Source organism: Hymenobacter segetis, assembly GCF_054776495.1.
In genome coordinates, this window is the sequence record NZ_BAAHBV010000001.1 from 1,944,762 (window position 1) to 1,963,904 (window position 19,143).

15 protein-coding genes are annotated in these 19,143 nt (G+C 61.9%); 12 read left to right on the plus strand and 3 right to left on the minus strand.

The window, feature by feature from the left end; genetic code table 11:
* Positions 1-26 precede the first annotated feature (26 nt).
* From ACYU70_RS08070 to ACYU70_RS08085, 4 genes are all read left to right on the plus strand, one after another.
* On the plus strand, positions 27-347 hold the full coding sequence (locus ACYU70_RS08070) for a hypothetical protein (RefSeq protein WP_342295485.1): 321 nt from the start codon (positions 27-29) through the stop codon (positions 345-347).
* A 98-nt stretch (positions 348-445) separates the two neighbouring features.
* On the plus strand, positions 446-1,111 hold the full coding sequence (locus ACYU70_RS08075; RefSeq protein WP_342295486.1) for a hypothetical protein: 666 nt from the start codon (positions 446-448) through the stop codon (positions 1,109-1,111).
* A 189-nt stretch (positions 1,112-1,300) separates the two neighbouring features.
* On the plus strand, positions 1,301-2,104 hold the full coding sequence (locus tag ACYU70_RS08080) for a sensor histidine kinase (RefSeq protein WP_342295487.1): 804 nt from the start codon (positions 1,301-1,303) through the stop codon (positions 2,102-2,104).
* The gene (locus tag ACYU70_RS08085; protein ID WP_342295489.1) at positions 2,101-2,517 is read left to right on the plus strand and encodes a response regulator; all 417 of its coding nucleotides are present in this window, start codon (positions 2,101-2,103) and stop codon (positions 2,515-2,517) included. Before ACYU70_RS08080 ends, ACYU70_RS08085 begins: the two co-directional genes overlap by 4 nt.
* A gap of 86 nt (positions 2,518-2,603) precedes the next feature.
* Here ACYU70_RS08085 and ACYU70_RS08090 read toward each other — a convergent pair whose 3' ends face one another.
* Positions 2,604-5,336, minus strand: a complete 2,733-nt coding sequence (locus ACYU70_RS08090) for a TonB-dependent receptor (protein WP_342295490.1) — start codon at positions 5,334-5,336, stop codon at positions 2,604-2,606.
* 291 nt (positions 5,337-5,627) lie between these two features.
* On the opposite strand from ACYU70_RS08090, the gene ACYU70_RS08095 reads away from it, so the two are divergent.
* Entirely contained in the window at positions 5,628-7,004 is a 1,377-nt protein-coding gene (locus ACYU70_RS08095) for a hypothetical protein (protein WP_342295491.1), read from the plus strand.
* 19 nt (positions 7,005-7,023) lie between these two features.
* On the opposite strand, the gene ACYU70_RS08100 is transcribed toward ACYU70_RS08095, so the two are convergent.
* On the minus strand, positions 7,024-7,377 hold the full coding sequence (locus tag ACYU70_RS08100) for an MGMT family protein (protein WP_342295492.1): 354 nt from the start codon (positions 7,375-7,377) through the stop codon (positions 7,024-7,026).
* A gap of 199 nt (positions 7,378-7,576) precedes the next feature.
* Between ACYU70_RS08100 and ACYU70_RS08105 the strand changes: the two genes are divergently transcribed.
* The 3 genes from ACYU70_RS08105 to ACYU70_RS08115 all read left to right on the plus strand — a co-directional run bounded on the left by ACYU70_RS08105 (position 7,577) and on the right by ACYU70_RS08115 (position 13,611).
* A complete protein-coding gene (locus ACYU70_RS08105) occupies positions 7,577-8,788 on the plus strand; it encodes an efflux RND transporter periplasmic adaptor subunit (RefSeq protein ID WP_342295494.1) in 1,212 nt (403 codons plus the stop codon).
* Between the two features lie 128 nt (positions 8,789-8,916).
* The gene (locus tag ACYU70_RS08110; RefSeq protein WP_342295495.1) at positions 8,917-12,024 is read left to right on the plus strand and encodes an efflux RND transporter permease subunit; all 3,108 of its coding nucleotides are present in this window, start codon (positions 8,917-8,919) and stop codon (positions 12,022-12,024) included.
* Positions 12,025-12,219: 195 nt separating this feature from the next.
* Entirely contained in the window at positions 12,220-13,611 is a 1,392-nt protein-coding gene (locus ACYU70_RS08115) for a TolC family protein (protein WP_342295497.1), read from the plus strand.
* A gap of 184 nt (positions 13,612-13,795) precedes the next feature.
* Here ACYU70_RS08115 and ACYU70_RS08120 read toward each other — a convergent pair whose 3' ends face one another.
* On the minus strand, positions 13,796-14,713 hold the full coding sequence (locus ACYU70_RS08120) for a T9SS type A sorting domain-containing protein (protein WP_342295499.1): 918 nt from the start codon (positions 14,711-14,713) through the stop codon (positions 13,796-13,798).
* A gap of 239 nt (positions 14,714-14,952) precedes the next feature.
* On the opposite strand from ACYU70_RS08120, the gene eat reads away from it, so the two are divergent.
* The 4 genes from eat (at position 14,953) to eutC (ending at position 19,053) form a co-directional block, all read left to right on the plus strand.
* Entirely contained in the window at positions 14,953-16,299 is a 1,347-nt protein-coding gene (gene eat / locus ACYU70_RS08125; protein WP_342295501.1) for an ethanolamine permease, read from the plus strand.
* A gap of 82 nt (positions 16,300-16,381) precedes the next feature.
* Positions 16,382-17,770 carry an ethanolamine ammonia-lyase subunit EutB gene (locus tag ACYU70_RS08130; RefSeq protein ID WP_342295503.1) on the plus strand — a complete coding sequence of 463 codons (1,389 nt, stop codon included), beginning with the start codon at positions 16,382-16,384 and terminating at the stop codon, positions 17,768-17,770.
* Positions 17,771-17,807: 37 nt separating this feature from the next.
* Entirely contained in the window at positions 17,808-18,287 is a 480-nt protein-coding gene (locus tag ACYU70_RS08135; RefSeq protein ID WP_342295505.1) for a cupin domain-containing protein, read from the plus strand.
* A gap of 19 nt (positions 18,288-18,306) precedes the next feature.
* Entirely contained in the window at positions 18,307-19,053 is a 747-nt protein-coding gene (eutC, locus tag ACYU70_RS08140; protein WP_342295507.1) for an ethanolamine ammonia-lyase subunit EutC, read from the plus strand.
* Positions 19,054-19,143: the final 90 nt, after the last annotated feature.

Genomic DNA, 19,143 nt, shown 5'->3' on the forward strand with positions numbered 1-19,143 from the left:
TTTTCAATTTTCCCCACTAATACCTTATGTCATTTTTTGGAAGCGAGGGCAAGTCCATTGACCACGACAAAGCCGGTGAGTGGACCAGCAGCTTTCGCAAGGCAAATCCCAACAAAACCATTGCGCATTTTTTTGGCCGCGATATCCTGACGGACATTCTCAACCAGGAAGGCTGCCGGGGCATCCGCTTCTACTACGGCTCCGATGGGGGTGTGGCACAGCTGATAGCCGTGGGAGCCGATGAAAACGAAAACGACCAGCTGGACGAAAACCACATTGTGGCCGACGAAGCCCACGCCTGCCCAAGCAGCTGCAGCCAGCCCAACATCCTTAATGGCAGGGAATAGCCCCTCTTTCCAGCTTTCTTAGCACGCTTTTCATTTTCCCAACGGCCATCCTCCTTTATATGGGAATTGCGCAAGTACATGTTTTAACGTCGTGGCTAATGACGTTCATGCAACTCAGCATTCTGGTGCCGATGGTGGTGGTATGGCAGCGGCGGAAGCATTTTCCGCCGCCCGTGAAGCTGCTGAGCTGGTACGTGTACATATCGGCTTTCTTTGTAATAAGCGCCCGTTTAGCAGCAATTTACCTGCACAACAACTTGTATTTTCTAACCGGGTTCAATGTGACGAAGATGCTGCTTTTTGCGGCAGTGTACCGGCTGGTACTTACGTCTCCAAGAATGCGACGGGTGCTGACCATAGCCACTGTAGTGGCCCTTTGCACGGTAGCCGGAGCGCTGGCCTTCGGGGCGGCACAAGCCTTGCCCGTGAGCCGGGTAGTGCAATGTGCCCTGTTGGCGGGCTTTGCCCTGGCCTACCTGGAGCAGCTCCTGAACCGGGCCGATAATAGAAGGCTGAGCCAGGACTCCCTGGGGTTGCTGAGCCTGGGCCAACTCATCTATTCGGCCACCACGGTGTCGGTATTCAGCCTCGAGGTAGCAATCCAGGATTCCTGGCCCGTTTTCCACCTGTTTTCCGACATCTTTATGGCGAGTGCCGGCCTGGCTCTTAATTACTTTCTGACGCTGGCTTTTTTGCGGGCCACCCCCGATATTCCGGCCCCGGCCGCAGTTGCCGTGGCTGGGGGCCGGCTGGTTGTTTCCTGAATTCGCACAGCCCAAAGCCTCAAAACAACCTACTATGCCTGCCTGCCATTTGTTTCTAACCCCCGTAACCTGAACCGTCTGCTCTACGCTACACTCCTGCTGCTCTTGAGTATCTGACCCGGAGTCTCCTTTTTCTTTTTTTTGCGCGCCTCCTCTGCCAGGTGCCCTCACGTGACAAATCTTCTACCCTTGTTACTCCTCACTCCTACTTTGCTCTTGCTGGTGCTTGGGCTGGTGTGGTTTGTGGTACGGTACCAACGAGGGCAGCTGCGCCAGCAGCAGGAGTTGGCGCAGGTGCAGGAGGCCGCGCAGCAACAGGCGCTGGCCGCCGCGCTGGTGGCCCAGGAAGACGAGCGCCAGCGCATTGCCGCCGAGCTGCACGATGGCGTGGGCACCATTCTGGCCCTGGCCAAGCTGCACCTGTACGCGCCCGGCAGCCAGCCCTCGCCCGAGGCCAGCGCGCTTATTGACCAGGCGGTGGCCGAGGTGCGCCGCATTTCGCGCAACCTCCAGCCGGCCACGCTCCAGCAGCTGGGCCTGGCCCAGGCGCTGCGGGCGCTGGTGCAGGCCGTGCCCACCGACAATGGCCCCGACGTGCGCCTGGAACAGGTAGGCCCGCTGGGTCGGCTCATTCCGCCGCACGAGCTGATGGTGTACCGCATTGCCCAGGAGCTCCTTACCAATGGCCTGATACACGCCGAGGCAGCGCACATCGTGCTGCACGTAGCCACCGTGCCGGGCCTGCTCACCCTTACTTATTCCGACGACGGCCAGGGTTTCGACCTCGCGGCCCTGGAAGAGCTGCCGCCCCCCGGCCCCCACGGCCAGCCCGTGGGCATGGGCCTCATTAACCTGCGCAGCCGCGTGGCGGTGTTGGGCGGCCAGCTGCATTACCATTCTGAGCCCGGCGTGGGTACCCGCGTCGAGGCCGTACTGCCCGTCACGCTGTTGCCGGCGGGCACGCCAACCCCTTCTTTTTCCCTTAACTCATGACCGCCATCTCCGCTTCCGCCGCCGGGCCCGTGCCCGTGCGCCTGGCCATTGTCGACGACCACATTCTCTTCCGCAAAGGCTTGCGGGCCTTGCTCAGCGGCTACGCGGGCATTGAAGTGGTGTGCGAGGCCGGCAACGGCCAGGAACTGCTTGAACTCCTGGACCAGGGCAGCAACCCCAACGTGATTCTCATGGACATGCAAATGCCCATTCTCGACGGCCTGCAAACCACCCGCCTGCTGCGCACCCAGTTTCCGGGGGTGCGCGTGGTCATCATCTCCATGCACGACGACCCCTCCCTGGTGAGCACCGTGCTGGCCGAGGGCGCGCACAGCTACCTGGTCAAAAACACCTCGCCCGAGGAAATGCGTAGCGCCGTGCTGGCCGCCGCCGCAGCTGGCACGCGAGCCTAAACGGCTCCGATTATCAATAAAAAAGCGCGCTTCCTGCCAGGCAGGGAGCGCGCTTTTTTTGGGTCGCTGAAATGCTTCGCGGAGGACTACAGCGTGGCCGAGAGGCCCACGGTGAAGGTCCGGCCGCGGTTGAAGAAGCCCTGTAGCAGCGATGGGTTGGTGGCCGAGGTGCTGGCGGGCACATCGGTGATGTAGAACTCGTTGAGCACGTTGAGCATGGAGCCTTTGATGCCGAGGCGGATTTTGTCGCCGAACAGGCGCTTGGGCAGGTCGTAGCCCAGGTGCAGGTCGAGGTTGCGCGAGGTGGGCACGCGGTAGGTATCGGTGCGGCTGGCTTCGTTGAGCAGGGTCACCGGGTCGAAGCCGGCGTAATACTTGGTGAAGAGCAGGAACGAGGGACGAACGTAGAAGTTGTTGAACGGCTCGTAGCGCAGGCCAATCTGGAACTGGTTCTGGGCGGCATCGCCCACGTGTACGCCTTTGAGGTAGATGGGCTGGTCGACGGCACCCACCTGCACGTTGTTCACGTCAAACTGGTTGACCACACCGTTGCCGGCCCAGCGCCAGTCGCCGAGGCTGATGGCGGCGTTGAGCTGCAGCCGGCGGCTAATTTCCTGGGCCACGCTCATCTCGATGCCCATGTGACGGGCATCCACGTTGCGCACGTTGTTGGTGACGGCCGCATCGCCGGTGCCGCTGATGGAGTTGCTGGTTTTGTTGGTCCAGTAAGTGTAATAGGCATTCAGGGTCACCTTCAGGCTGGGGTAGCTAATGCCATAGCCCAGCTCCAGCGAGGTAATGCCTTCGTTACGAATGTCGTTATACTTCTGCCCGGTGTTGCTGAACACAAACTGGTAGAACGGCACCTTGCTGTTGTAGCCCACGTTGGCAAACAGGTTATCGTGCTCGGTCAGGTTGTAGTTGGCGCCGGCCTTCACGCTGTAGCCGGTGATGTTCACCCAGTCATTTTCCTGGTAATGACCGTCGGCGTTGGTGTAGCGCTGGCCGTTCACCACCACGGGGGCGGCGCCGTAGGGCACGTCGTAGTTTTTGCCATCCACGGTCACCTGCTTGGCCTGGAAGTAGTCGATGCGCGCATAGCTGATGCGCGAAACCGTGCCACTGACCACCGCCGAGAGCAGCGGCGTTTTGTATTCGAGCTGGCCGTAGCCGCCCAGCCAGCCCGTTTTGCTGTCGTTGTAGAAGCCGAATTTGTCGCCCACCCGCAGGCGGGTGCTGGCGTCGACGTTGCGGTTGATGCTGTTGCCAGTGCCCGTGGCGTAATCGCCGCCCAGCAGGTCCCGCACTTCGCGGTAGTGCTTGCCGTAGTAGTAGCGGGCATCCACGCCGGCCGATAGCGTGAGGCTGGGCTTGAGCAGGTAGTCGAACCCGGAAACCACGCCGTACCAGCTGTGCGAGTTCACGTTATTGGCCAGAAACTGCGTAGACTGGCGCTGGCCGTCGGCCTTCAGGTTTTTGTAGTTGGTGTCGTACACTTTCTGAATATCGTCCTGACCGGCCGCGTCCACGGGCAGCGTGCTCGACGTGCCCGCGCCCTGCGAGCCCCCACCCGTGCCCTGGGAACCATACAGGACCGTGGAGACGAACAGCCGGTCGGTCACGTTCCAGAAGTGGTTGAGGTTGACCTGGGGCTTGAAGAAATAGTTTACCCGCTCGTTCACCACTTCCTGGCCGTTGCTGATGCGTTTGCCACTGGCATCCAGCGTGTAGCGGTCCAGGTAGCCCCAGCCTTTGTTGTACTTAAAGCCCTTATCGCCGGGCAATACGGGGGTAGCGCCAAGTTCCCGGGCCTTGTCATTAGAATACGTCCCAATCTTCTCGCCAAACGGAATGCGCTGGCCGTGGCTCTGGGGCGAGCCCATGCCCGTGAGGGAAAAAGTGTGCTTGCCGATGCGCTTGCTCACGGTGCCGAAGAAGGTCCAGGCATCATCAAAGGTCTTGTCCACCCAGCCGTCTTGGGTGCGGCGCGCGCCGTAAGCCGTCACGGCCCAGTCGCCCTTGAGCTGGCCGCTGCTGAGCATGAGCGAGTATTTCTGGTAGTTGTTCGAGCCGCCTTCCACGCGGGCCACCACGGACCGCTTGTCGTCGAAGCCCTTGGTGAGCACGTTGATGGTGCCGCCTACGGAGGGCACGGTGATTTTGGAAGCCGAAAGGCCGCGCTGCACCTGCAGGGATTTGGTCACGTCGCCCAGGTCCCAGTTCGACCAGTACACCTGGCCGTTCTCCATGTCGTTCACGGGCACGCCGTTGATAAGCACGGCCACGTTGCGCTGGTCGAAGCCGCGCACGTTGATGCGGGAGTCGCCGGTGCCACCGCCCGCGCCCTGGGTGGCGTACACGCCGGGCGTCTCGTTGAGAATCATCGGCAGGTCGCGGTTGGATAGGGTTTCGCGCAGCTTCACCTCGTTCACGGCCGCGAAGGCCACGGGCGTTTCGCGCTCCTGGGCCTGGCTGGCCACCACCTGCACCTCGTCGAGGCTGGCGTTGTCGGAAGCCAAGGTGAAAGAGGCCACCACGCTTTGGGTCGAGATTTTGACCGTTTGGGTAGTGGGCTTGTAGCCGATGAAGCTGGCTTGCACCGTGTAGCTGCCGGCGGGCAGGTTGCTCACTTTGTAGCTACCGTCGGCATCGGCCCCGGCCCCGGTGCTTTTGCCGTTGCCGGTTACCTGCACGGTGGCGCCGGGCAGGGTTTCGCCGGTCACCTTATCAAGCACGCGCCCGCGAATGGAGAACGTGGTTTGGGCCAGGGCGGGCAGGGTAAGCAGAATGACTAAAAAAGCAGTAACGAAGTGCTTCATACCTATTTAAATACTCCCCGGCACATTCCGGGACAACAAATATACAGATTAGCCGGGGCCGGCAGTAGTGTCCTGCCCGTAAAGGTTTGATGAAGAAAAAAAAGTATGCTCCCAACCCGAATCCGGCAAGGGCCAGCCACAGCAGCAGGGCCAGGCATGCCGGATTGTTGGCCGGGGGCGCTAGGTTTGTAGGCTACTACTTCTGCCCACCCTTAGTATCCTCCTTTCCGCATGTCTTTCCAGTTACCGTTTTCGTACCGACTCGTTCGGTTTCACCCTGTTTTTAGTCTGTTGCTTTTTGCCCTTTGGGGCCGGCCGGCACAGGCCCAGTTTTACTACCTCGACCTCAGCCAACAGACGCTGAGCCTGCCCGACCGCGCCGTGTATGTGGAGCAGGTGGTGGACGGACGGCCGGGCAAGCCGGCCATTGGCACGGTGTACCGGGGCTTGCAAAACCAGCAGCAGGCCGTGATTTTCCGAAAAGGCCTGGAGCCCACGCTCACGGAATACCTCCAACAACAGTTCCCCCGCCGCGCCACCGACCACGCCGTGGTGCTGTGCGTGCGGCAGTTGGTGGTGAATGAAATGATGCGCGCCTTTGCCGAAACGGCCAGCGCCGATGTCTCGGCCGATGTATATGCCCACCTGCCCGATGGCTACCATTTTGTGCGCACCGTGGCCAGCCACATCGACGAGCGCGCCCTCGAAACCACGGGCCGCCACGCGCACCACCTGGCCGGGCTGCTGCAACAGTGCCTGGCCCAGCTGGCCGATGCCGACTGGGCGAAGGCCGCGCAACGCCCGGCCCGCACCCTGGCGCAGCTGCCCACCGAGCAGCTGCCAGCCGCCGCCAAGCCCGCCATTTTGCGCACGGCCACGCCCAAAGCCGGGCCTTACAAAACCTTCGAGCAGTTTCTGGCCAACCAGCCCGAGGCCATTCCGCTGGCTTTCGACACCGTGCGTGCCCACACGGCTGGCTGGGAAGGCACCGTGCTGATTCGGCCCAGCGTGCGCAACCTCAACGGGGGCCACACGGCCTTGCCTAAAGCCTGGGGGTTTTCGGATGGGCAGCAGCTCTACGTGCGCTACCGCAACCACTACCGGCCGCTGCACCGGCAGGGTAGCTTTTTCACCTTCGTCGGCCCAGCCCCATTTGACATGGCGGCTGCCAACAAACGCGCCTGGGGCTACAACGTGCCGCGCGCCAACGGCATGGGCACGCGCACCCCGGCTACCGGCAATACCTTGCCCTCCACCGGTGCCGAAGACACCAGCGGCCTGCCCATGGTCTTCGCCCTCGACATGCACTCGGGTGAGCCCATTCCCTACCCGCTGCCCGGCCAGGCCCAGCGGGCCGACACCGCTTTTATGTACGTGTACCGGCCGCTGGGCGGGAGCCCGGAAGCGCTACGCGTTTTCATGAATGACCGCGAAGCCGGCCAGCTGCGGCCCGGGCAGTACCTGGAGCTTTTTTCGCCACACTTTGCGCACGCCGTGCGCCTGAGCGCGGGCACGGCCAGCGGCCCGGCTTTCTATTTCGTGCCCAATACCGCCAGTGCCAACTACCTCAAGCTGGTACCGTCGGGCACAGCCCTCACGCCGTGGCAGGCCATGCCCACGCGCCAGGGCGAGGCCGAGGTAGATGCGCTGGAAAAGCCGCGCAAGTAACCGGCGCGGGCTCTGGGCGCTACCCCAGCTCCACGGCCGGGTCCCAGAACAGCTTGTCGAAATCCAGCACGCGGTCGGTATCCACGCGCACGCCTTCGGCTTCCAGGGCTTCCTGCATGGCGGTGGGCGTGGCAAAGTGCATCCGGCCGGTGAGGTGGCCCAAGCGGTTGACCACACGGTGGGCCGGGATACTGGCATCGGCGTGGGCGGCCATCATGGCGTAGCCCACGGTGCGGGCCCCGTGCCGCGCCCCGAGGTAGTGCGCGATGGTGCCGTAGGTGCTCACCCGGCCCGCCGGAATGAGCCGCACCACTTCGTGCACGTCCTGGAAAAAATTGCGCGGCTCGGGCGCGGCGGAGGCAGTTGGCTTCATCGGGACGAAGATAGTTTCGGTCAGGGTGATGCCAGCTTACGTCTATTTATAGGACAGGCAAGCAACCTTTTGGCCGAAATTTGCACTATGTCCTTTCGGGGCGGCGGGTGCACACCTGCTAAACAGATGCCTCACGGGTTGATTTCAAGTCATCGGCCCTCCCCGAACATCTGCCCCCCGCCGCACGTTCTTGCTTACTATGCCATTGGAAACCAACACCGCTGCCCCACCCAAAACCTGGGATACTACCACCACCACGCCCCCGTCGGCCCCGGCTCCTGAGCCTGCGCCGCGCCCGGCCCCCTCGGGCAAACGCGGCTGGCTGGGCTGGCTGATAGCCGTCCTCATCATCGGCGGCATGGCCTGGGCCAAAATGAAATATTTCCCCAGCCCCACGGCCGGCGAAAAGGGCGGCGGCAAAGGCGGCGCAGCCGGAGCCAAAGGCGGCAAGGGCGGCGGTGCGGGCGGCCCCGGAGCCAAAGTCCCGGTGCAGGTGTACGTGGTGGCGGCCACGCGCCTCTCCGACCAGGTGGCCGCCACCGGCTCCATCATCGCCGACGAGTCGGTGACCATTCAGAGCGAGATTTCGGGCAAGATTACCAGCCTCAACATTCAGGAAGGCAAGCCGGTACGCAAGGGTCAGTTGCTGTTCACCATCAACGCGGCCGACGTACAGGCTCAGCTGCAAAAGCAGGAATACAACATCAAACTCTACCAGGACCAGGAGAAGCGCCAGCGTACCCTGCTTCAAAAGGAGTACATCAGCCAGCAGGAGTACGAGCAGAGCAACAACGCCTTGCTCACGGCTCGGGCCGACTTAGCTGCTCTGCGCGTGACGCTGCAAAAAGCTTACGTGCGGGCTCCGTTCGACGGCATTCTGGGCCTGCGCAATACCTCGGTGGGCGCGTATGTGTCGCCGGGCACGGCCATCACCACGCTCTCGCGGGTGCAGCCGGTGAAAGTCGATTTCAACGTGCCGAGTCGCTTCGCGCAATCGGTGCGGGTGGGCGACCCGGTGCTCGTGACCGACGAAGCCACGACCAAAAAAATCGAAGCCAAAGTCTACGCCATCAACCCGCAGATTGACCCGGTGTCGCGCACGTTGCCGGTGCGGGCCATCTACGCCAATAAAAATATGGAGCTGCGCCCCGGCGGCTTCGTGAAAGTGAACCTGGAGCTGGGCGAAACTGCCGAGGCCCTGCAAATCCCCACCGAGGCGGTGGTGCCCGTGGCCAGCGGCTACACCGTGTTCACGGTGAAGAACGGCAAGGCCGCCATTCAGCCCGTGAACATCGGCGTGCGTTCGGATAAGGTCATCCAGATTACCAAAGGCTTGGCTGTGGGCGATACCATTATCCGCACCGGCATTTTGTCGGTGAAGGCGGGTGACCGGGTGAGCATTCAGAAGTAATTGCAGGAACATCATGCCGAGCGCAGCCGAGGCATCTCGCTCGCATCGTTGCAAAAATTGAGTTACGTGTTGCACGCGAGACGCTTCGGCTACGCTCGGCATGACGTTCTGTTAATTCCATTTAACCTATGAGCCTTTCCTCCGTCAGTATCAACCGGCCGGTCCTCGCCATTGTGATGAGTCTGCTCATTGTGATTTTCGGCGCTATCGGCTTCCGTTCGCTCGCCATCCGCGAGTACCCAAGCGTCGACCCGCCCATCATCACGGTGCAGACAAGCTACACCGGCGCTTCGGCCGATGTTATTCAAAGCCAGATAACTGAGCCGCTCGAAGAGGGCATCAACGGCATCGCGGGCATCCGGAACCTGTCGAGCACCAGCCGCGACGGGGCGTCTACTATTACGGTCGAGTTCGACCTCGGCGTGGACCTGGAAGCCGCCGCCAACGACGTGCGCGACAAGGTATCGAGCGCTCAAGGCCGCCTGCCGCGCGACGTGGACCCGCCCACTGTAAGCAAGGCCAACGCCGATTCCTCCCCCATCATCCTCAGCTACCTGAGCAGCTCCTCCCGCACCCTGCTGGAGCTAACGGACTACGCCAACAACGTGCTCAAAGAGCGCCTGCAGACCATTCCCGGCGTGAGTGAAATCCGGGTCTGGGGTGAGCGCAAATACTCCATGCGTCTCTGGCTGGACCCCGTGAAAATGGCCGCCCTCGGTATCTCGCCCGTGGATGTGCAGCAGGCCCTGGCCCGCGAAAACGTGGAACTGCCCAGTGGCGCGGTGCAGGGCCAGAGCACCCAGCTCTCGCTCCGCACCATGGGCCGCCTGGCATCGGTGGCGGACTTTAATAACCTGATTATCCGCAACGACCCCACCTCGCTGGTGCGCCTGACGGACGTGGGCTACGCCGAGCTCTACCCCGAAAACGACCAGACCATCCTGCGCCGCAACGGCATCCCGATGGTGGCCGTGATGGCCATTCCGCAGCCCGGCGTGAACCAGATTGCCATCACCGACGAGTTTAACAAGCGGATGAAGCAATACCAGAACGACCTTCCCAAGGACTTGAAGGTCAGCACTGGTTTTGATAACTCCGTGTTTATCCGGGCTTCGATTGCGGAGGTGGAGGACACGATTATCGAGGCATTTGTGCTGGTGGTGGTCGTGATTTTCCTGTTCCTGCGCGACTGGCGCTCCACCATCATTCCGGTGGTGGCCATTCCGGTGTCTCTGATTGGCATTTTCTTCGTGATGGACGTGATGGGTTTCACCATCAACGTGCTCACGTTGCTGGCCATCGTACTGGCCATCAGCCTGGTAGTGGATGATGCCATTGTGGTGCTGGAGAATATTTACAGTCGAATTGAGGAAGGAGAAAGCCCGCTCGAAGCGGCTAAAAACGGCTCGGAAGAAATTCTGATGGCCGTTATTTCCACCACCATCGTGCTGGCGGCGGTGTTCCTGCCGGTAGTGTTTTTGTCGGGCATCACGGGCAAGCTGTTTCGCGAATTTGGGATTGTGCTGGCCGGCTCGGTGCTGATTTCGGCCTTCGTGTCGCTCACGCTTACCCCGATGATGTGCTCAAAGTTGCTGAAAAAGGGCGGCGACCACAACTGGCTGTACCGCAAGACCGAACCCTTTTTCCAAAGCCTCACCAATGGCTACCGCAACGCCCTCATCGCTTTCCTCGACCGGCGCTGGCTGGCCTGGGGCATGGTGGCCCTGACGGGCGTGGGCATCTGGTTTTTCATGAAAACCCTGCCCACCGAGCTGGCCCCAGTGGAAGACCGCAACCGCCTCAGCATCAACGCCACGGCTCCAGAAGGCGCATCGTTCGAGTACATGGACGGCTACATGGGCGAGCTGACCAAGGTGCTGCAGGACAGCTCGCGGGAGGATGCCGATAACATTCTGACCGTGACCTCGCCCGGCGGCGGCAGCAGCGGCGGCGCGGCGAACTCGGCCATCGCCCGCGTGCTGCTAAAGGACCCCACGGACCGGCCGCACTCGCAGCAGCAACTGGCCGACATCCTCACCGCGACGGTGAAAAAATACACCGGAGCTCGCGTGTCAGTTTCTCAGGACCAGAGCATTAGCTCTGGCGGGGGCGGCGGTAAAGGCGGCGGCCTACCGGTGCAGTTTGTGGTGCAAACCCAGGATTTCGAGAAACTGACGGCCGCCGTGCCCAAGTTTCTGGAAGCCGCGCTGGCCGACAAAACCTTCAGCTTCGTGGACGTCAACCTGAAATTCAACAAGCCAGAGCTGCGCGTGGTGATTGACCGCGAAAAGGCCCAGAGCCTGGGCGTGAGCGTGCAGGACATTTCGCAGACCTTGCAAGCCGGCCTAAGCGGGCAGCGCTACGGCTACTTTATCCGCAACGGCAAGCAGTACCAGATTATCGGCCAGGTGGCCCGCGAAGACCGCAACCAGCCGCTCGACGTGCGCACCCTGAACGTGAAAAACCGCAGCGGCAAGCTCGTGCAGCTCGACAACGTGATTCGCCTCGAAGAAAAGAGTACGCCGCCCCAGCTCTACCGCTTCAACCGCTACAACGCGGCCACGTTCTCGGCCTCGCTGGCCAAGGGCAAAACTTTGGGCGAAGGCATCGCCGCTATGCAGGCCATCGCCGATAAAAACCTGGACGACTCGTTTTCGACTTCACTCTCGGGCCAGTCGCGCGACTTTGCTGAAAGCTCGTCATCGGTGCTGTTCGCCTTTGGCCTGGCGCTGGTGCTGATTTACCTGATTCTGGCCGCGCAGTTTGAAAGCTTCCGCGACCCCGGCATCATCATGGTGACGGTGCCGCTGGCCCTTTCAGGCGCGCTGTTCAGCCTGTGGTATTTCAACCAGACCATGAATCTATTCTCGCAAATCGGCATCATCATGCTGGTGGGTCTGGTGACGAAAAATGGTATTCTCATTGTGGAATTCGCCAACCAGAGCGTGGAGAAAGGCGCTGATTACATGACCGGCTTGATTGAAGGCTCGGCGGCTCGTTTCCGGCCTATTTTGATGACCAGCCTGTGCGCCGTGCTCGGCATTTTGCCCATTGCGATGGCGCAGGGGGCGGGCGCGCTGGGCCGCCGGGCCATGGGCATTGGCGTGGTGGGCGGGCTGCTGTTTGCCACGGGCCTCACGCTGTTCGTGGTGCCGGTGATGTACTCGTATTTCGCTACAGCTAGGAAGCATAAGCCGAAAGTGGCGGAGACTGAGCCAGAAGCAGTAGTGGCTTAGCATGGCCGCTAACTCCCCTCCTTACCAAGGAGGGGATGTTCGAGCCGAAGGCTCGGACGGGGGTGGTTGTGGGCGTTGAACGGTGCGGAATATTCGTTCAGTCAATCCCAACGCCCACAACCACCCCAGCTGACGCTTCGCGCCAGCGTCCCCTCCTTGGTAAGGAGGGGAGTTTGATGTTCTGATTTTCCTTTCATGAAATTCCCTCAGCTTCTTTTCCTTTCCCTCCTCCCCTTCGGCGTGATGGCCCAGCAGGTGCCCAAGGCCCGGCCCAACCAGCTGGCGCGGCCGGCTTCGGTGGCTACGGCCCCGGCGCTCTCGCTTCAGGAAGCCATTGCCGAGGCGTTGCAGCACAACTATGGCATCTTGCTTTCGCGTCAGGATGTGCAGATTGCGGAGAACAACGTGACCCGGGGCAACGCCGGCCAGCTGCCCAACATCAACGCCAACCTGACCCGGACGTTCAACCACAATAATATCACCTCAACGGTGGGCGATAACGCGCCCCGCGTTATTAACGGCGGCACGTCGAACCTGCTGAATTCAAACGTGACGCTGGGCTGGACGATTTTCGATGGCTTCGGGATGTTCATCGCCTACGACCGACTGAAAACCCTGCGCCAGCAGCAGCAGCAAATCACGCGCGCTACGGTGGAGGAAACCGTGGAAAACGTGACCAACGCCTACTACGACGTGGTGCGGCAGGCCGGCAAAATCACCTCGCTGGAAGAAGCCCTGAAAATCGGTCAGGCCCGCATCGACCTCACCCAGGCGCAGGTGGATGTGGGCGTGAGCGCCAAGGTGGAAGTGCTGACCGCCCGCGTGGATTACAACGCCGACCGCAGCCTATTTCTGCAACAGCAGCAGGCCCTGGCGGCAGCCAAAATCACCCTCAACAACCTGCTGGGCCGCACGCCGCGCCAGGATTTCGAGCCCAGCGACAGCCTGACTGTGACCCGCGACCTGCGCGAGGACGTGATTACGGCGGGCATCAAGGCCAACAACCCGCGCCTGGCCCAGGCCCGCCTGGGCGTGGACGTGGCCACCTACGACCGCAAGCTGATAACGGCCTCGCGCTTCCCCCAAATCGGGCTGGTGACGGGCTACGGCATCAACCGCAACATCAACAACGCGCAGTTTATCACGCTGCCCACCGGCCCGGTACTGAGCACGAGCATCAACAACACGGTAGGCCTGAACTATGGCATCACCGCGTCGGTGCCGATTTTCAACGGCTTCAACATCCGCCGGCAGGAGCAGAACGCCCGCGTAGTGGAGGAGCAAAGCAAGCTCAGCCTGGCCCAAACCGACTTACAGCTCGATGCCAACGCGGCCACGGCATTTGCCCAATACCAGAACTTTATCCAGCTGCTCGACCTCGAAGAAACCAACATCCAGTTGGCCCGCCAGAACGTGGACATTGCCCTGGAGCGCTACCGTCTGGGCCTGCTCACGCCCCTGGCCCTGCGCGAGGCCCAGCGCAATGAGCTCGCTGCCGAAACCCGCCTGCTGGACATCCGCTACTCGGCCAAGCAAGCCGAGATTGCGTTGCGGCGGCTGAGCGGCGGGCTGGTGCAGGCGCCGTAACTGTCATTGCGAGGCCGCAGGCCGCGGCAATCCGTCCTCGCATGAGCGACCAACCCCGAGTTGTGACAAAGCATTTTTCAACAACAGAAAGCCCCAATACCGCGAAGTATTGGGGCTTTCTGTTGTTGAAAAAGGGTCTGGGTTTGAGAGGACATATTGCTTCGGCCTCGCAATGACAAGCGTCTTATTCCTTCACAAAACGCTTGGTCTGGGTGCCACCTTTGGTGGTGATTTTGTAGAAGTACGTGCCGGCCGGCACGTCGTGCAAATCGAGCTGCTGGGTCTGCGGGCCTTTTTCCTGGCTGGCTGCTGATACCAAGGTGCGCAGCTTGTTGCCGTCTTTGTCGAGCAGGTCGATGGTTACGGGGCCGGCTTTTTTCACCTCGTAGTCGAGCTGGCTGGTAGGCGCGGCAGGGTTCGGGTATAAGCTGGTGTTGCCCACGCTGGGTTCAGCTTTGTTGGCAGCGGGCGCGTTGGGGTCCATCAGCAGAAACATGGCGGGCTTGAAGAAGCGGCGTAGACCACCCCGCTCACGCTGCCGGCCTTGGAATGCGGCCATTTTTTGCTGTTGCTCGGGCGTGGCATTTCTAGCCACAATGGCCTTGATGTCGGTGGCCCATTTCTCTTTCTGCGGAGCTACTTCCTGGGTGAGCTGCGCGATGGGCGCATCGTATTTCTGGGCCATCTGAGCCACGTTCAGCATGATGCCCCGGGCCTGAAAGCGCAGGTCGTGGGCCTGCTTCTGCTGGGCCTCGGTGAGGGTGGGGCGGGTGGCGGGGGCTTCCGTGCCCTCGGGCACCACGCTGCGGCGCAGGGCCTGGCCTTGCTCCTTTAAGGCTTTGAGCTGGGTGCGGTAGGTGGCCAGCTGGGTGCGGTAGGTGGCCAGCTGGGTACGGTCTTCGGCGGAGAGTTGGGGCTCCAGCTTCTGGCGCTGCTGTTGCAGCACGGGCAGGATGTTGGCCTGAAAATAGGCGCGGATTTCGCGGCGCATGGGCCGGTTTTCGTGCTGGCGGTGCCGGCCGCCCCGGGCCACGCCCACTACCGTAGCCGACAGAATGACCAGCAGCAGCAAAGCCAGGATTTTGGGTGCGTTCGATTTCATAATGATTTAGGAAGAAAGGATGGATTACCAGAGTTTACTCTCAATAGACTGCGTGGCTGCCATGGGGTTTAAGCGCGGTCCTGGCTTTCTTACCCAGCGTGGCTCACCAATACCAAGCTGGTTTGGGCCACTAAATCCTCACAAACGATACCGGTAGTCCATCTGTGCAGTGCTCCAACTCACTGAAACCAAACCCAAACCGGCATTACCTTAACGGCTGAAACCCAGCCCGCCCGCGCATGAGCACCGCCCCCGTCCTGAAGAAAGCGCTGACGCCGCTGCACCTGTGGGCCATTGCTGTGGGCCTGGTTATTTCGGGCGAGTATTTTGGGTGGAACTACGGCTGGGCGGTGGCCGGGCCGGTGGGCTTTCTGGTGGCTACGCTGGTGGTCACGGTGCTCTACGTCACGTTTGTTTTCAGCTTTACGGAGCTTACCACGGCCATTCCCAGCGCGGGCGGGCCATTTGCCTACGCCCACCGGGCCTTGGGGCCGATTGGCGGCTTCGTGGCCGGCTACGCCACGCTGGTCGAGTTTCTGTTTGCGCCGCCGGCCATTGCGTTTGCACTGGGCAGCTATGGGCATTTTCTGTGGCCGGCGGTGCCGGTGCTGGGCACGGCGCTGGGCTGCTACGTGGTGTTCACGCTGATTAATCTGCTGGGCATTAAGGAATCGGCCAACTTTTCGCTGGTAGTCACGGTGCTGGCCGTGGGCGAGCTGCTGCTGTTTATGGGCCTGCTCACGCCGCACTTCCGCACCGCCAATTTTCTGGCGTACCCGGTGCCGGTCACGCTGCCCGGCGTGTTTGCGGCGCTGCCGTTTGCCATCTGGTTTTACCTGGCCATTGAGGGCGTGGCGATGGTGGCCGAGGAGGTGGAAAACCCGCGCCGGACCATTCCGCGCGGCTATGGCTACGGCCTGCTCACGCTGGTGGCCCTGGCCCTGGGCGTGATGATATTGAGCGGCGGCGTGGGCGACTGGCGGCAGCTAAGCCATCTCGACCACCCGCTGCCCGAAGCCCTGAGCATGGTGCTGGGCAAAGACAGCCGCTGGACGAAGTTCTTCGCCAGCATCGGCCTGTTTGGGCTGGTAGCGTCGTTTCACGGCACCATCATCGGCTATTCGCGGCAGGTATTTGCCCTGGCGCGGGCCAGCTATCTGCCCGGTTTTCTGGCCCGCCTCAACGGCCGCCAAACGCCGCACTGGGCCTTGGTGGCGGGCGGCGCGGTGGGCATGCTGGCGCTGCTCACGGGTACTACGGCCCAGGTTATTATCCTCTCGGTGCTGGGGGCGCTGGTGATGTACGTAGTGAGCCTGCTCAGCCTTTTTGTGCTGCGCCGCCGCGAGCCGGATTTGGTTCGGCCCTTCGCCGTGCCGGGCTACCCGTATGTGCCGCTGCTGGCCTTGGCACTGTGCCTGGTGAGCCTGGCGGCGCTGGTTTACTATAACTTACTGCTGAGCGGGATTTTTCTGGGCGGGCTGCTGGCACTGCTTGCGGTGTATTTGTTGCTGGGCCGGCATCGGAAAGAACTGCCGCAGGAAGACCGTCATGCAGAGCGCAGCGAAGCATCTTTACCGCAGCAGTAATTATTTTCTTGCGATTGAATTGCGTTGCGCGGTAAAGATGCTTCGCTGCGCTCTGCATGACCGTTCAAATTACCCATACCCAATGCCCTACCGCCACACCATCGGCCAGCGAGCCTACGTTTTCGACGACCTGAAAACGCTGCTGGCGCGGGCCACTCCCCTGCGCTCCGGCGATGTGCTGGCCGGCGTGGCCGCCGCCACTTACGAGGAACGGGTAGCGGCGCAGTTTGCGCTGGCCGATGTGCCGCTACGCACTTTTTTGCATGAAGCACTGGTGCCATATGAGCAGGATGAAGTCACCCGGCTGATTATCGACACGCACGACACGGCGGCGTTCGCACCCATCGCCCATTTCACGGTGGGCCAGCTGCGCGACTGGCTGCTTTCGGAAGCGGCCGATGCCGAGACACTGCGTGCCCTGGCCCCCGGCCTCACGCCCGAAATGGTGGCCGCCGTGAGCAAACTGCTGCGCAACCAGGAGCTGATTGGCGTGGCGCGGCGCTGCGAAGTCGTCACGAAGTTTCGCAACACGCTGGGCTTGCGCGGGCACCTGGCCACCCGCCTCCAGCCCAACCACCCCACGGATGACGCGCGCGGCATCGCCGCCAGCCTTGTCGATGGCCTGCTCTACGGCAGTGGCGACGCGGTTATCGGCATCAACCCAGCTACCGACAGTCCCAAAGCGGTGAGCCAGCTGCTACACATGCTGGACGCGGTGCGCGAGCAATACGCCATTCCCACCCAGACCTGCGTGCTCTGCCACGTCACCACTGCGCTCCAGCTCATCGAGCAAAAAGCCCCGGTGGATTTGACGTTTCAATCCATCGCCGGCACCGAGGCGGCCAATGTCAGCTTCGGCGTCAGCCTGAGCTTGTTGCGCGAAGCCCACGATGCCACGCTGGCCCTGAACCGGGGCACACTGGGCGACAACGTGATGTACTTTGAAACCGGCCAGGGCAGCGCCCTTTCGGCCAACGCCCACCACGGCCTCGACCAGCAAACCTGCGAGGCGCGGGCCTACGCCGTGGCCCGCCGGTTCCGGCCGCTGCTAGTGAATACGGTGGTTGGCTTCATCGGCCCTGAGTATCTCTACGATGGCAAGCAAATCATCCGGGCGGCGCTGGAAGACCATTTCTGCGGCAAGCTGCTGGGCCTGCCCATGGGCGTGGACGTATGCTACACCAACCACGCTGAGGCCGACCAGGACGACATGGATAACCTGCTCACGCTGCTCGGCGTGGCGGGCTGCAACTTCATCATGGGCATCCCGGGGGCCGACGACATCATGCTCAACTACCAGTCCACGTCCTTCCACGATGCGCTGTACCTGCGCCAAGTGCTGGGCCTGCGCCCCGCGCCCGAGTTTGAGGCCTGGTTGCGGCAGCAGGGCATTTTTGATGAGCGCGGCCGGCAGCTGCCGGCCGCGCAGCACCAGCTGCTGGGCATGGGGCTCCTACAAAACCCGTCGTAGCTCCCGCTTTGCCCAAGTGCTGTTTACTTTCGGCGCTATGATGACAGCCCAGGACCTTATTCAGCAGCTGCACCTGCAGCCCCACCCCGAAGGCGGATACTACCGCGAAACCTACCGGGCTGCCCTGCACACCACGGCCGCGAGCGGCGTGCAGCGGAACGTGAGCACGGCCATCTACTACCTGCTGGAAAACAACGACCGGTCGCATTTCCACCGAATTCAGTCCGATGAATTGTGGTTTTTTCACCAGGGACAGCCCCTGGAGGTCTTGCTGTTGGAAAACGGCCAACTCACCGTTCTGACGCTGGGTCATGACGTGGCGCGGGGCGAATTGCCTCAGGCCGTGGTACCGGCTCATACGTGGTTTGGGGCGCGGGTGAAGTCGGGTACGGGCTTTTCGCTGGTGAGCTGCACAGTGGCCCCCGGCTTCGATTTTGCTGATTTCGAACTGGCCGACCGCGCCCGACTAACTAATGAGTTTCCGGAGCAAGCCGCAGTTATCGAACAATTCACCTAGCGCATCACGCCCGTCATCCATGAATCCATCTGCCGACCCCTGGACCGGGCTGCGCGCCTTCACGGCCGCCCGCATTGCGCTGGGCCGCACCGGCATCAGCGTGCCTTTGCAGGAGGCGCTGGCTTTCCGGCTGGCCCACGCCCACGCCCGCGACGCCGTGTATTCGGCCCTGAATACAGAGGCGCTGCTGACCGAACTGCCGGAGCTGAAGCTGCCCATATGCCAGGTGCACAGCCTGGCCACCAGCCGCGAGGAATACCTGCAGCGTCCCGACTGGGGCCGGGTGTTGGATGACGATTCGAGGGAGCAGCTGGCGGAACTGGCGAACGGGGAATGCGACCTGACCATCGTGCTGGCCGATGGTCTTTCGGCCACGGCCATAAATACCCACGCCCTGCCCCTGCTGCAACTGCTGGTGCCCGAACTACAACATATGGGTTTTCGCCTGGGGCCGCTGGTGCTGGCCGAACAGGCCCGCGTAGCATTGGGCGACGAAATCGGCCAGCTGCTGCGGGCGCGCCTCGTGCTGGTGCTCATCGGTGAGCGGCCGGGACTGAGCTCGCCCGATAGCCTCGGGGCCTACTTCACCTACGCACCCCGGCCGGGCCTCACAGATGAAGCCCGCAACTGCGTATCCAACATCCGGCCCGAAGGGCTGGCGTATCCGGCGGCGGCGGCGCGGCTGCTGCACCTCTTGCAGGAGGCGCTACGGCGGCAGCTGTCGGGCGTAGGGCTGAAGGATGAGTCGGATTTGCTGCTTGAGTAATTTACTAACGAAACCACTTCGTTGCTTTCAAATGAAGAAGGCCGACCCTGTTGGGGCCGGCCTTCTTCATTGTCAGTGGAAAATTGTTAG

What these genes read in the sequence shown, in the direction of transcription:
- ACYU70_RS08090 (WP_342295490.1), bottom strand. Translation starts at nt 5,336, where the DNA reads ATGAAGCACTTCGTTACTGCTTTTTTAGTCATTCTGCTTACCCTGCCC.
- eat (WP_342295501.1), top strand. Translation starts at nt 14,953, where the DNA reads ATGAGCACCGCCCCCGTCCTGAAGAAAGCGCTGACGCCGCTGCACCTG.
- ACYU70_RS08135 (WP_342295505.1), top strand. Translation starts at nt 17,808, where the DNA reads ATGATGACAGCCCAGGACCTTATTCAGCAGCTGCACCTGCAGCCCCAC.
- ACYU70_RS08100 (WP_342295492.1), bottom strand. Translation starts at nt 7,377, where the DNA reads ATGAAGCCAACTGCCTCCGCCGCGCCCGAGCCGCGCAATTTTTTCCAG.
- ACYU70_RS08085 (WP_342295489.1), top strand. Translation starts at nt 2,101, where the DNA reads ATGACCGCCATCTCCGCTTCCGCCGCCGGGCCCGTGCCCGTGCGCCTG.
- eutC (WP_342295507.1), top strand. Translation starts at nt 18,307, where the DNA reads ATGAATCCATCTGCCGACCCCTGGACCGGGCTGCGCGCCTTCACGGCC.
- ACYU70_RS08070 (WP_342295485.1), top strand. Translation starts at nt 27, where the DNA reads ATGTCATTTTTTGGAAGCGAGGGCAAGTCCATTGACCACGACAAAGCC.
- ACYU70_RS08120 (WP_342295499.1), bottom strand. Translation starts at nt 14,713, where the DNA reads ATGAAATCGAACGCACCCAAAATCCTGGCTTTGCTGCTGCTGGTCATT.
- ACYU70_RS08075 (WP_342295486.1), top strand. Translation starts at nt 446, where the DNA reads ATGACGTTCATGCAACTCAGCATTCTGGTGCCGATGGTGGTGGTATGG.
- ACYU70_RS08115 (WP_342295497.1), top strand. Translation starts at nt 12,220, where the DNA reads ATGAAATTCCCTCAGCTTCTTTTCCTTTCCCTCCTCCCCTTCGGCGTG.
- ACYU70_RS08105 (WP_342295494.1), top strand. Translation starts at nt 7,577, where the DNA reads ATGCCATTGGAAACCAACACCGCTGCCCCACCCAAAACCTGGGATACT.
- ACYU70_RS08110 (WP_342295495.1), top strand. Translation starts at nt 8,917, where the DNA reads ATGAGCCTTTCCTCCGTCAGTATCAACCGGCCGGTCCTCGCCATTGTG.
- ACYU70_RS08130 (WP_342295503.1), top strand. Translation starts at nt 16,382, where the DNA reads ATGCCCTACCGCCACACCATCGGCCAGCGAGCCTACGTTTTCGACGAC.